Here is an 11,617-nt window from a genome sequence, read left to right on the forward strand (position 1 = left end):
TCCGGGTTTTATCAAACGAACCCGAACAGGTCCCTGTCAGCGTCGGCTTTGCCCAGGATGTCAGCTGCGACGATTTGCGAGGCGATCATTGAAAACGTGATACCGTTTCCGCCGAACCCCATGACGGCGTGGACATTCGGCATTCCAGGCGCCTGCCCGATCATCGGCAAACCCGTTGTGGTTGTCCCGAAGAGGGCCGACCAGGCATAGTCCGGGGCGGCGATTTTCACCCCCAGCAGACGTTCAGCCTTTTTCAGTATTGTCGCAGTCTTGCGCTTGTGTTTGACGGGATCGCGGTGCGCTTCCGGATCGGCTTCGTCTTCTCCGCCGGCAATGAGAAAGCCTTGATCGGACATGCGAAGATAGAGATAGGGATCGGACGCTTCCCAGACGAGATAGTCTTGCAACCAGGGCGGAATCTCCGTTGCCGGCCGAGCCGCCAGGGCCCATGTCGAGATCACGGAATGATTGCAGTTCCTCAGCCTGTCCAGAAACTCGTATCCGGTGCAGAAAACGACATGCGAGGCGCTGATTGCGTTCCCGTCCGCGCTCGCCATGGCGACACGGTCGCCGACAGGCAGGACATCGGTGATTTCAACAGGGCTCGCTACGACAAGTCCCTTCTTCTGCGCAATACGGATGAGGCCGGCGGTCAGTTGCCCGGGATTGGCGGAAGCAGAGGCCGTGCTGACGATGGCGCCCGTGCGGTCGATTCCGAATTGATCCCGCAGCGTTTCGGCTCCGATGAACTCGGCGTCGAGCCCGATGCGCCTGCGCATGCGGGCCTCCGTCCTGAGCGCCCGGGATCCGAATTCGTCTCCGGAAAGATAAAGCGCCTTCTTCGGCTGCATTTGGCATGCAATATTCGTCTCGCGGCAGAGCTCGATCAGGTCTTCGACCGCTCGAGCAGAGCGCAGCCAGGCCCGCTTCGCCCTGTCCTTGCCGATCCGGCGCGCAAGCTGGTGCAACGGCGCGTCAATCTCGTGCTGGATCATCGCGGTGCTTGCGATCGTACTGCCCCGAACGGGCTTCCGGCGATCGAGCATGAGGATGCGTTTCTGGCCATCCGCCAGGGCATGCGCCATTAAGGCGCCACTAACGCCGCTGCCGACGATGACCACGTCATAGTGGTCGCGCTCCGGCCGTGCGCGCGCGCGCACGGAGATGCGCGGCGTCGAGAGCCATAAGGGCTCACCGCTGCGCAAGTCCTGCTTTTCAGTGGTTTCCCGCACGTCCCTTTTCTCCACCCTGTATCACGGCGAATTTGCGGGGCGATAATGCTCCAGACAGTCAATTGGTTGCATGGTCCGCGCGATATGGCTATGCGGCCAGCTCCTGCCGCATTGTTCAGGGCGTGCAATCTTTTGAAAACTGATATCGCGGCTCTTACTTCTCGCTTTTGAGTTCCCGTTCCACCTGGTCGTAGCCGCGACCCGGAACGATATCGCCCGACCGGTCGCTAATCTCGTCCCAGCGGGCAATCACAGCGTCGGCGGCGTCGTCGCCGCCACCGATGTAAACACCCTTTGTCAGGCTCACATTGGTGCGGGCATAGTGGCCGGCGCCGGTGCTGAGGATCGACTTGTTGGGCGCATCCTCTCCGACAAGCGCCATCAGGCCCGGGCTCACCAGTTCCGGGGCGATCTTTTCAATCACATCCGGCGGAAGCAGGTTTTCCGTCATCGGCGTCGCCGCCGTCGGCGCCAGGCAATTGACCCGGATTCCGTAGTTCGCCCCTTCCAGCGCCAGGGTCTGCATCAAGCCGACCAGCGCCATCTTGGCCGCGCCGTAGTTGGATTGGCCGAAATTGCCGAAGAGCCCGCTGGATGACGTCGTGAAGACGACACGGCCGTAGTTCTGCTGGCGCATCGTCTCCCACACCGCCTTCGTACAGATGACGGCGCCCATGAGATGGACGTCCATCACCAGGCGGAAATCCGCGCTATCCATCTTCGCGAAGCTCTTGTCCCTGAGGATGCCGGCATTGTTCACGAGGATGTCGATGCGGCCCCAGTCGGACAGTGCGCGCTCGGCCATCTCTGCGACCGCCGCCTCGTCCGTCACGGAAGCGGCGAAACCGGTCGCCACGCCGCCCGCCTCCCTGATTTCCTCTGCGACGCGCTCGGCGTTCTCTCCGTTCATGTCGTTGACGAGTACCTTGGCGCCCAGGCGGGCCGCCAGCAGAGCGTGGCAGCGACCGAGACCGCCCCCGGCGCCGGTGATAATGGCGACACGGTCGCTGAGATTCATTTTATTCTCCTGTAGATCAGTTGACTTCGAACAGCCCGGCCGCGCCCATGCCGCCGCCGACGCACATGGTCACCACGACATATTTGACGCCGCGCCGCTTGCCTTCGAGGAGAGCGTGGCCCACCAGTCGCGCGCCCGTCATTCCATAGGGATGACCGATGGAAATGCCACCGCCATTGACGTTGTAGATCTCCGGATCGATGCCCAGATGATCACGGCAGTAGAGCGCCTGTACGGCGAACGCTTCGTTCAGCTCCCACAGGCCGATATCGTCCACGGTCAATCCATGCTGCTTGAGCAGTTTCGGAACCGCATAGATTGGACCAATGCCCATTTCCTCCGGAGGACATCCGGCGACCATCATGCCGCGATAGACGCCCAACGGTTCGAGGCCGCGCTTTTCAGCCAGTTTCGATTCCATGATGACGCAGGCGGACGCGCCGTCCGAGAGCTGGCTTGCGTTGCCCGCGGTGATCACGCCGCCTTCGATCACAGGATTGAGCTTCTGGAGATCAGCGAGCGTTGTCTGCGGCCGGTTGCCCTCGTCGCCTTCGATCGTGACGTCCCGTTCTGAAATCTCGCCTGTCTCCCTGTCTTTGACCAGCATCGTGGTTGCAAAGGGAACGATCTCGTCCTTGAACAGACCCTTTTCCTGGGCGGCGGCGGTGCGCTGCTGCGACGAAAGCGCGTATTCGTCCTGCGCGTCGCGGCTGACATTGTATTTCTTCGCCACGAATTCGGCGGTTTGCAGCATCGGCATATAGGCGTGCTGCGCATGCGCCGTCACATTCGGATCCTTCGTCTCCTGCACCCAGGTAAAGAATTTTTCCTGGACGGCCGAGATATTTTCCTGCCCGCCGGCTGCAACAACGTCCATGCCATCGACCATGACCTGTTTGGCCGCCGTCGAGATCGCCATCAGTCCGGATGCGCATTGCCGGTCCATCGTCTGGCCGGCAACGCTGCTCGACAGATTGGCGGCGAAGACCGAAGTGCGCGCAAGATTGTTGCCCGCTGTTCCGGCGCACAGGACCGATCCGAGGACAAAATCCTCGATCTCGTCCCGCTCGACGCCGGCGCGTTCGACGGCCTTGTTGAGCACGTGGCCAGTCAGCGTTGGCGATTTCGTCGCATTGAGGCTGCCGCGAAAGGCTTTGCCGATACCGGTTCTGGCCGTGCTGACGATAACTGCTTCTCTCATATTTTTCTCCTCCAGGGATTGTTTTTCATCGATTACCTCCGCCCTTGCATCCGGGGCGATTGTCGCCGTCTCGCATTGCAACTAAAAAACTGTGCGGTGCACCGGTATGCCGGAGCACCGGGTAAAGTCAACTGGTCCGCGGCCGCCGGAGCCAGTATCGGCCGACGCGTCCACCGGATGGTCTTCCTTCAATTCGACCGTTCCTGTTTGCATTTGTCCTCTCAGGCATAGGCGTCCCTGAGAGCTTGTCGCATCCGTTGAAGGGCCGTCATGCTTTCGTGTCCCTTCAGTGTCACGAAACTGATCTGGATAGGAGGCAGCCTGAGCTCCGGCAGTTTGAGCACTGTCAAATCATCAGCCCAGCCATCCGTTTCCACGGTGACGCGGGCGACGATCGTCAACAAATTCATCTGACGGGCAAGGCTGATCAGGGAGTAAAGGTTGGCGGCCGTGCTCGGCGAGCTGGGCGTTGACGCCCAGAATCTCGAACGGCTGAAGACGGCGGGCGTGATCTGATAAATCCTGGGAAACGCCGTCGGCTTATTCCGATCACTTGAAAAATCAAGATGAGCCTGCCAGCCTTCCGGCCTTGACGATAAGCTTTCGCACAGTGTTATATTCATTCATATATATCGATGAGTGAAAAGCGACATGACCGGAGCGATTGCAATGCAGGCATTTTTATCCCGATTGAAATTGCTGGCCGCCAGTCTGGCGATCGTCGTGCCGTCGGCAAGCGCCGCCCTCGCCGATCAGGTGAAGGTGGCTGTCGCCGCCAATTTCACGGAAGCCGCGAAGGCGATCGCCGCCGCGTTCAAGGCGGATACCGGCCACGAGGCGGCGCTGAGTTTCGGTTCGACCGGTCAGCTTTATGCCCAGATCACTCAAGGCGCGCCTTTCGAGGTGTTTCTCGCCGCCGACGCCGCGCGCCCCGAAAAGGCGGTTGAGGAGGGTTTCGGCGTTCAGGGAAGCGCGTTCACCTATGCCATCGGCAAGATCGTCCTGTGGAGCACCGACCCTAACCTGGTAACGGGCGCGCAAACCTTGCAGGCCGGCCGTTTCGACAAGATCGCCATCGCCAATCCCGGTACGGCGCCCTACGGAACGGCCGCGATTGAGGCGATGAGCGCTCTCAATGTCTACGACAGCCTTCAGCCGAAAATCGTTCAGGGCGCCAATATCGCGCAGGCCTACCAGTTCGTGAAAACCGGCAATGCGGAACTCGGCTTCGTCGCGCTGTCGCAGATCGCCGACAATACAGACGGGTCGCGCTGGGTGGTCTCCGATGATCTCTATGATCCGATCAGGCAGGATGCGGTGCTTCTGAAAACCGGGCAGGGAAATCCGGCGGCTGAGGCCTTTCTGAGTTTCCTGAAAGGCGCAGCCGCCGTCGCCCTGATCGAGAAATTCGGCTACGGCGTCGACATAGCTGAATAGATGCAAGGCCTGTCCTCCGAAATCTGGATCTCGGTGCGGCTGACGGTCGCGCTGGCTGCGACGACGACCGTCATCCTGCTCATTGTCGGAACGCCTGTCGCCTGGTGGCTCGCCCGTTCCCGCGCCAGATGGAAGGAGGCCGTCGCCGCTGTCGTCGCCCTGCCCCTGGTTCTGCCGCCAACGGTTCTCGGCTTCTATCTGCTCGTGGCGCTTGGACCGGATGGCCCCGGCGGCGCGATCGCCGGGCTGTGGGGCGCGCGAACGCTCGCCTTCACCTTCGAAGGTCTGGTCATCGGCTCGGTTGTCTATTCCCTTCCCTTCGTCGTCCAGCCGATCCGAAACGCTTTCGAGGCGATTGGCGACCGGCCGCTCGAAGTCGCCGCAACCCTGCGCGCCTCTCCGGCCCGTGTCTTCTGGACCGTCGCCATGCCGCTCGCCCGGCCGGGCTTTCTTACAGGCGCCGTGCTTGGCTTCGCACATACGGTCGGCGAATTCGGCGTTGTCCTGATGATCGGCGGAAACATACCCGGTGAAACCAAGGTGCTGTCCGTCGCCATTTACGACTTCGTCGAAACCCTGCAGTGGCGCGAGGCCGACATTCTTGCAGCGGGCATGGTGGTCTTCGCATTCGCTGTCATTCTGGCGATGACACTGATCGAGAAACGCATGCGGCGGGCTGGTTCGTGAACGGGACAGACACGATCCATGTCGCCCTGTCGGGCAGTCTGGACGATTTCGATCTGGATGTGGCCTTCGATGCGCCGGGACACGGCCTGACCGCCCTGTTCGGACCGTCGGGCTGCGGCAAGACCACTATCCTGCGCTGCATCGCCGGGCTGAACCGGCTGGCCGGCGCGTGCCGGATCGAAGAGGATATCTGGCAGGACGAGACGCGCTTTACGCCAACGCACAAACGCGCCGTCGGTTACGTCTTCCAGGAGGCGAGCCTGTTTCCGCATCTGTCGGTGCGCGACAATCTGCTTTATTCCTCCGGAGGCAGGGTCAAGCCGGCCGCAAGCAACGGCGTCGGCTTTGAGGAAGTGGTGGACCTTCTCGACCTCGACCGCCTGATGCAGCGTGGTCCACAGCGCCTGTCGGGCGGGGAACGGCAGCGCGTCGCCGTCGGCCGCGCGCTTCTGTCCCAACCGCGCATATTGCTGATGGATGAGCCGCTGTCCGCTCTCGACCGGCAGTCGCGCGACGAAATCCTGCCTTTTCTGGAGCGTCTGCACCGGTCGCTGGCGATCCCTGTGTTCTACGTCACGCACGACATGTCGGAAGTCGAGAGGCTCGCCGATCACCTCATCCTGCTGGACGCAGGCCGGGTTGTCGCCAGCGGGCCGCTTGGCGTCTTGCAGAGCGACACGACCCTGCCGCTGGCGCTGCAGCGCGGCGCGGCCGTCACGCTCGACGCCGTCGTCTCGGACTACGACGCCGCCTATGGCCTCACGCGGTTCGACGTTCGCGGCGGAAGTTTCCTCATTCCGGGTTCCGCCGACATGCCGACCGGCTCCAGGCAGCGCCTGCGCATCGGAGCCAGCGACGTCAGCCTTGCTCTGGAAAAACCCGCCTCCACGTCCATACTCAACGTCCTGCCGGCGACAATCAGCAGTTCGCGCGCACTCGACGACCGGGAGATAGTGATGGTTCTGACGCTCGGACATGACAGCAACGGCGAGCAGCTGCTCGCGCGCATCACGCGGCGCTCCTGGGATCTCCTGGAACTCCAAGACGGACGTCCGGTCTTCGCCCAGATCAAAAGCGCCGCGCTGGCGCCGCGGCGACTGCCCCAATGAGAAGCGTTATAACCAATGAAAAATAACGAGGGAGCGTCTCACATGCCGACGCTAAGCGTTCGCATCGATTTCGGAGAAGGCGGACGTATCGGCCCGGGAAAAATCCAACTCCTCGAAAACATCGCGGCCTACGGCTCGATCTCGGCCGGCGCGCGGGCCATGAACATGTCCTACAAACGCGCCTGGGACCTGGTCGAGGAGTTGAACCGCATCCTCGGCAAACCGGTGGTATCCGCCCGAACAGGCGGCAAACGCGGGGGCGGAGCGGAATTGACCGCGCTCGGTCTTTCCGTTGTCAGTCGTTTCAGGGCGATCGAACGCGCGGCGACCGCGGCTGCGGAACAGCACCTCGCCTCCCTTCAGGCGGAACGGGTAGACCAGACCAAGGGATGATGTCTCGACTATTTAATTGTCAGTAGTCCTGCTTCCCGCTGTTTCCGCGCATGATCGCAGGACCGGCGCTGGTTCCCAAAAGCTCGGCGCCGGCGTTCAGTATGGCTGTCGCATCGGCCAGCGAACGAATACCGCCCGAAGCCTTGACCCCGGCCCGAGTCACCGTTTTGCGCATGAACGAGACGTTTTCCACCGTCGCCTTGCCGCCATTGCCCCAACCGGACGAATTTTTGACATAGGCCACGCCCGCCTTCTCCGCCTCGAGGATCGCCGTCGCCCAGAGCGTCTCGGGCATGGCGCCCAGTTCCAGCATGATCTTGAGCGGCTTCGCTCCCGCCGCCGCAACAAGCGCTGCTATCTCATCGTGATAGGCGGCCGGTTCTCCACTGGTCAGAAACCCGATATTCGCCATGAAGTCGACTTCGTCAACGCCCGCGGCCACGAGATCTCGCATCTCCGAAACCTTGCTCGTGGTAAGGCTTCCGCCCATCGGATAGGCCATCGCCGAGCAGACGCGCACGCCGCTGCCCGCGAGCCGCTGTCGGCACATTTCAATCCAGCACGGCTGGACCATGACGCCGTTGAATAAAAATTCCATCGCCTCGTCGCACAGTTTCTCGATATCCCTTCGCGACGAAGCAGGCGAAACATTGGTGTGCTGAATAACGGCGGCGATCTGGGCAAGGTCTTTCATCAATAATCTCCTGTAAAGCCGCTCGCAGCGCGGGCGACGCAGAATGTTCAGTCGAATTGAAGACGAGAGGCGCGATCAGTTGCGGATGCGGTTCCGGAATTCATCCAGGACCGTATCGTCAATCTGCGCTGTCTCGCCGTTGGAAGGAAAAGATTGTTCGCGGATATCCCGGCGGAAGGCCGACAGTCCCGCGATGCGTTCGTCTTCGATACGTTTTTGCAGTGAGGCGATATCCGCGTAGCGGCGCGCATGCCGCGGCAGGCGTTCGCTTTCTCCGCAAATATCGGAGGTAAACAGGAACATGACGTCGGCCGCCGGCCCCGAGCCCAGCGACACCGTCACGAGCCCGGTGCGCGCCGAGATTTCCGCCATGAGCGCTGCCGGGACGAGTTCGGCCTCGACAGCGAAGGCGCCGGCCTCTTCCAGCCGGCGAAACCGGTGGAACAACGCCACCGCCTCGTCCGCCGTCTTTCCGAAGGCCCGAATGTCGCCCACCCAGGTCGATTTGCGCGGGACATAGCCGAGATGACCCATTACGGGAATATCCTCTGCGGCCAGCAGCGAGACGACGTCCAGACGACGCGCCGTGATCACGGCGTCGGCGCCACCGACAAGCGCCGTCAGCGCCGTCCGCAGGATTTCGTCTTTCGTCACGGCCTGCGCAAAACCCAGCGCCGCCGTCACGAAGACCTTTGTCGATCCTTGCCGGACCTCCTTCACGTTCTGCGCCCGGCAGACAATCATCTCGACGCCCGCCGCTTCCGCTGCAGCGGCTTCGATTGCGGTGTCCGCGGTCACCTGCGCAAAACTGCCATGCCGGCCGCGCGCGGCGCGCAGTCCGCCAACGGTCGTCAACCGTTCGCGCCGTGTCGCCGACCAGTCGAAGATGTTCGGCATCGTCAGTCCTTCAGCTTGTCGGCGTAGTAGTCGGGCGCGACAACGCCGGGTTTGTCGAACCACAGCGGCACGTCAACGCCTGAATAAAGCAGGATATTGCCCCAGGGATCGTAGGCGCCGGTGCGCACGATAACCTTTGCTTTCGCCGCCATCTCGCCCAGGATCGTCTCATGCGTGATCGCCTCTTCCTCGGCGTCGGAAAAAAGCTTGCGCACGGTCTCCAGCAGCACAGGATTGTACTGGGGCAGCGTGTCCGCGTAAGACACCTTCTCGGCGATGAATTCATCGCCGATCGCCGACAGCACTGTTTCGAGATCGGGCACGTCGCGGGTTATCGAAAGGTCGATGCGCCATGCGTCAGAGGGGATCGGAAACCCCGCGTCGCAAACGATCATCAGGTCGCCATGGCCCATAGTGGCGATCGCGTGGTTGAGTTCCGCATTCAGCAGCTTGCCGCGTTTCATCTGTCAGATCCTTTCCGTGATTTTTCAGTTCGCGTCGCCAAACAGTTTCGCAATGTCGCTTCGGGTCGCCAGAGACGGGATAACGCCGAGCCGCGTGCAGGCGTGCGCGCCGCATTTTGCGCCATAGGCGACCGCCTCTTCGAGGCCGCGTCCGTCGCCGAGCGCCACCGCAAAACCACCGTTAAAGGCGTCGCCGGCTCCGGTTGTGTCGACGACATCGACTTTCGGCGACGGGATCAGAACATCGTGCTCCTCCGAAAGCACCAGGGCTCCCTTTTCACCCAGCGTGACGACAACGGTTCCAACGCCGCGTTTTCTCAGTTCGAGAGCAAGATCGCGTGTTCCGGTTGCATCGTCCGGCGCGAGCCCCAGGAGGATGCGCAACTCGCTTTCATTCGGCGTCAGATAGTCGACATGCGGGAAAACGGTTTCCGGCAGTATCTGCGCCGGGGCGGGATTGAGGATGGTGCGCGCGCCGGACGCCTTGCCGATCTCCATCGCCCTGTGCGCCGCCGTGACCGGTATTTCCAGCACCGCCATGACGATGTCGCTCTTCAGGATGCGTTCCTGCGCACGATCAACGAACGCGGCGTCCATGAGTTCGTTCGCGCCCATGTCCAGGATGATGAAGTTGGCCCCTTCGGCATTGAGCACGATAATGCCGGCGCCCGTCGGGCGCTGGTCCGTCCGCTCCAGATAGGCGGTGTCGACGCCTTCCGCGGCGTAAAGCTTGTCGGCTACGGCGGCAAGTTCGTCCCGCCCGATGCAGGTCACCAGAGAGGAGTCGCATCCCAGACGCGCCACGGCGACCGCCTGGTTCGATCCCTTTCCACCCGGTCCGAAATCGAAATCCGACCCGAGTATGGTCTGCCCGAAAACCGGCATTTCCGGCGTCCGAATGGTCAGGCCCACGGCAAAACTGCCGACGACTGTGATGCGTGTCATGCCGCCGCTTCCCTCTCATGTTTCGTGGCAAGCGACATGATCGCCTCCTCGGTGATGTCGGCCGCCGTCAGCTGCCCGGACAGCCGTCCGTTGGCGAGCACCAGCACACGACTTGAATGCAGCATGACCTCGGGCAGTTCGGAAGATATCATCAGGATCGCCATTCCGTCCGCCGCAAGAGACTTCAGGATCGAATAGATTTCCGCTTTCGCGCCGACGTCGATGCCGCGCGTCGGCTCGTGTAAAATCAAAAGCCGCGGACCGGTTACCAGCCCGCGTCCGAGGATTACTTTCTGCTGGTTGCCGCCCGACAGCGTTTCGACTTTCTGTCCGAGGCTCGCGATACGCGTGTCGAGCTTGCGCGCATATTCGGCCGACGTGTCGCGGATCGGTCGGCGGCGGAGGAAACCGAGCCGGGCAAAGGCGCCCAGCGCCGAAGATACAGTGTTCTCGGCCACCGTCATCGACAACAGCGCGCCCGCGCCTCTGCGGTCCGCCGGGATATAGGAAATGCCTGCGGCAAGCGAATGGGAGGGTTTGCCAGGCTGAAGCAGGATGCCGCCGATCTCGACCGCCCCGTCGCGCGGGACCAGACCGAAAATTGCGTCCGCGAGCATATCCTTGCCACTGTCGGGCAGTCCGGCGACGCCAAGGATTTCGCCACGCGACAGTTTGAAGTCGAGGTCGCGGATTGCGCCCGGAACGGTCATGTTCTTCACTTCGAGAGCGATCTCGTCTCTCGCATCTCCCGCCTGCGCCGATATCGAATACTGCTCAGCCTTGTCGACCTTGCGCCCCACCATGTGCGTGACCAGACGATCAACCGTCACCTCCGGTGTATTGTCGAAACTGGTGATCATGTGGCCGTCCCGCATGACGCTGATGCGATCGGCGAGGCCCAGAACTTCCTCCAGATGGTGAGAAACATAGATCACTGTCACGCCCTGATCTCGCAATCGCCGCACAATGTCGAAAAGACGCTGTGATTCACGCGGCGAAAGCGCGGAGTTGGGCTCGTCAAGAACCAGAACCCGCACCTTTTGTGAAATCGCCCTGGCGATTTCGACAAGCTGCTGCTGCGCGACTGTCAGGCTGGCAAGCGGCGTGTCGGTGTGCAAATCGGCGAGGCCAAGCTCGGCCAGCGTGCCTGCGGCGACCCGCGCTGCACGGTTCCGGTTGAGAAGGGACAGTGCCCTCTGCGCACCGAAAGGCCCCAGAAGGACGTTCTCGCCGACAGTCAGGTTCTGGCAGAGCGACAGTTCCTGGAAGACGATGCGAATACCCTGCGCCTGGCTTGCCAGCGGGGTTGGAAAACTCGTCTCCTCGCCATCGACAAGGATGCTTCCGCTGTTCGGCTGCACCTCGCCCGCGAGCACATGCATCATCGTGCTCTTGCCCGCGCCGTTTTCGCCAATAACCGCATGCACCTCGCCGGGACGGAAGTCGATGGAGACACCGTCCATCGCCACGACGCCCGGATAGGCCTTTGTGATATTACGCAGTTCGACAATCGGTTGCTGGGTCATTCCACACTCTGTCT

At 61.9% G+C, this 11,617-nt stretch carries 13 protein-coding genes; 4 read left to right on the forward strand and 9 right to left on the reverse strand.

Annotated elements, in window-relative coordinates:
* Positions 1 to 11: 11 nt before the first annotated feature.
* The 4 genes from K1W69_RS26210 to K1W69_RS26225 all read right to left on the reverse strand — a co-directional run bounded on the left by K1W69_RS26210 (position 12) and on the right by K1W69_RS26225 (position 3,861).
* Positions 12 to 1,232 carry an NAD(P)/FAD-dependent oxidoreductase gene (locus K1W69_RS26210; protein WP_220231450.1) on the reverse strand — a complete coding sequence of 407 codons (1,221 nt, stop codon included), beginning with the start codon at positions 1,230 to 1,232 and terminating at the stop codon, positions 12 to 14.
* 154 nt (positions 1,233 to 1,386) lie between these two features.
* Positions 1,387 to 2,250, reverse strand: coding sequence for an SDR family NAD(P)-dependent oxidoreductase (locus tag K1W69_RS26215; protein ID WP_220231451.1), 864 nt, complete (start codon positions 2,248 to 2,250; stop codon positions 1,387 to 1,389).
* A gap of 16 nt (positions 2,251 to 2,266) precedes the next feature.
* Positions 2,267 to 3,451 carry an acetyl-CoA C-acyltransferase gene (locus K1W69_RS26220; protein WP_220231452.1) on the reverse strand — a complete coding sequence of 395 codons (1,185 nt, stop codon included), beginning with the start codon at positions 3,449 to 3,451 and terminating at the stop codon, positions 2,267 to 2,269.
* A gap of 221 nt (positions 3,452 to 3,672) precedes the next feature.
* Positions 3,673 to 3,861 (reverse strand): hypothetical protein, encoded by a 189-nt coding sequence (locus K1W69_RS26225; RefSeq protein ID WP_220231453.1) that lies wholly within the window; start codon positions 3,859 to 3,861, stop codon positions 3,673 to 3,675.
* A 259-nt stretch (positions 3,862 to 4,120) separates the two neighbouring features.
* On the opposite strand from K1W69_RS26225, the gene modA reads away from it, so the two are divergent.
* The 4 genes from modA to K1W69_RS26245 are packed head-to-tail and all read left to right on the forward strand — an operon-like array spanning position 4,121 to position 7,077.
* Positions 4,121 to 4,888: a molybdate ABC transporter substrate-binding protein gene (modA, locus tag K1W69_RS26230; RefSeq protein WP_220231454.1), complete on the forward strand. Its 768-nt coding sequence runs from the start codon at positions 4,121 to 4,123 to the stop codon at positions 4,886 to 4,888.
* Complete coding sequence (modB, locus tag K1W69_RS26235) at positions 4,889 to 5,575, forward strand: molybdate ABC transporter permease subunit (protein ID WP_220231455.1); 687 nt, start codon at positions 4,889 to 4,891, stop codon at positions 5,573 to 5,575.
* On the forward strand, positions 5,572 to 6,684 hold the full coding sequence (modC, locus tag K1W69_RS26240; RefSeq protein ID WP_220231456.1) for a molybdenum ABC transporter ATP-binding protein: 1,113 nt from the start codon (positions 5,572 to 5,574) through the stop codon (positions 6,682 to 6,684). Before modB ends, modC begins: the two co-directional genes overlap by 4 nt.
* A gap of 42 nt (positions 6,685 to 6,726) precedes the next feature.
* On the forward strand, positions 6,727 to 7,077 hold the full coding sequence (locus K1W69_RS26245; RefSeq protein ID WP_220231457.1) for a winged helix-turn-helix domain-containing protein: 351 nt from the start codon (positions 6,727 to 6,729) through the stop codon (positions 7,075 to 7,077).
* Positions 7,078 to 7,096: 19 nt separating this feature from the next.
* Here the strand turns inward: K1W69_RS26245 and deoC are convergent, their stop codons facing one another.
* The 5 genes from deoC to K1W69_RS26270 all read right to left on the reverse strand — a co-directional run bounded on the left by deoC (position 7,097) and on the right by K1W69_RS26270 (position 11,603).
* On the reverse strand, positions 7,097 to 7,771 hold the full coding sequence (gene deoC, locus K1W69_RS26250; protein WP_220231458.1) for a deoxyribose-phosphate aldolase: 675 nt from the start codon (positions 7,769 to 7,771) through the stop codon (positions 7,097 to 7,099).
* 75 nt (positions 7,772 to 7,846) lie between these two features.
* Entirely contained in the window at positions 7,847 to 8,668 is an 822-nt protein-coding gene (locus K1W69_RS26255) for a 3-methyl-2-oxobutanoate hydroxymethyltransferase (protein WP_220231459.1), read from the reverse strand.
* Between the two features lie 2 nt (positions 8,669 to 8,670).
* Complete coding sequence (gene rbsD / locus K1W69_RS26260) at positions 8,671 to 9,132, reverse strand: D-ribose pyranase (RefSeq protein ID WP_220231460.1); 462 nt, start codon at positions 9,130 to 9,132, stop codon at positions 8,671 to 8,673.
* Between the two features lie 24 nt (positions 9,133 to 9,156).
* The gene (locus K1W69_RS26265) at positions 9,157 to 10,077 is read right to left on the reverse strand and encodes a ribokinase (protein ID WP_220231461.1); all 921 of its coding nucleotides are present in this window, start codon (positions 10,075 to 10,077) and stop codon (positions 9,157 to 9,159) included.
* On the reverse strand, positions 10,074 to 11,603 hold the full coding sequence (locus tag K1W69_RS26270; RefSeq protein WP_220231462.1) for a sugar ABC transporter ATP-binding protein: 1,530 nt from the start codon (positions 11,601 to 11,603) through the stop codon (positions 10,074 to 10,076). Before K1W69_RS26270 ends, K1W69_RS26265 begins: the two co-directional genes overlap by 4 nt.
* Between the last annotated feature and the right edge of the window lie 14 nt (positions 11,604 to 11,617).

It is taken from the genome of Flavimaribacter sediminis, assembly GCF_019492055.1.
In the GTDB taxonomy this organism is placed as follows: domain Bacteria; phylum Pseudomonadota; class Alphaproteobacteria; order Rhizobiales; family Rhizobiaceae; genus Flavimaribacter; species Flavimaribacter sediminis.